Source organism: Actinophytocola sediminis, from assembly GCF_054779715.1.
In genome coordinates this window covers 1-620 of sequence record NZ_BAAGXS010000121.1, presented here as the reverse complement: position 1 = coordinate 620, position 620 = coordinate 1, and the positions used below count along the sequence as shown (strand labels likewise).

Annotated in this window: 1 protein-coding gene; it reads left to right on the top strand. The window is 24.5% G+C overall.

From position 1 onward, the window contains the following. Positions 1 to 620 (top strand): LAGLIDADG family homing endonuclease (locus ACYVIP_RS44585; protein WP_460407292.1); only part of this gene is annotated, 620 nt, incomplete at both ends.

Below are 620 nucleotides of genomic sequence, written 5' to 3'. Positions count from 1 at the left end.
GTTATGCCAGCATTAATTGGAGGATTCGGTAAAAGCCTAATTTCAATTAAATCAAATTTGTCTACTGGTTTAACTAATTTCATGTTTTCATATATTCAAACTCAAAATTATTCTACACACAATGTTTATTTTAATAATAATCAATTAGGTTATTATTTAGCAGGGTTAATTGAAGGTGATGGTACTATTATTGTACCTACTAAAGAAAAAACTCCAAATGGAAAATTAACACATCCTGTTATTAGAATTGTATTTACTCAATATGATTTACCTTTAGCTGAAAAATTACAACAAGTATTAAATTGTGGATTTATTCAAAAACCTAAAAAAGGTAATTATTATTTATATGAAATTCAAAATATTACAGGATTATTAAAATTAGTTAAATTAATTAATGGGAAAATGCGAACTCCTAAAATTGAGGCTCTTCATAGACTTATTAATTGGTTAAATAATAAAAATATTGATAAAGAATTTATTGTGTGTTTAGGATTAGATTCAAGTCCTCTTGATAGTAATAGTTGGTTTGCTGGATTTAGTGATGCTGATTCTTATTTTCAAGTAAGTTTAATTGAAAATAAAGAATTAGGAACAATTCAACGAATTAAATGTTTTTATAG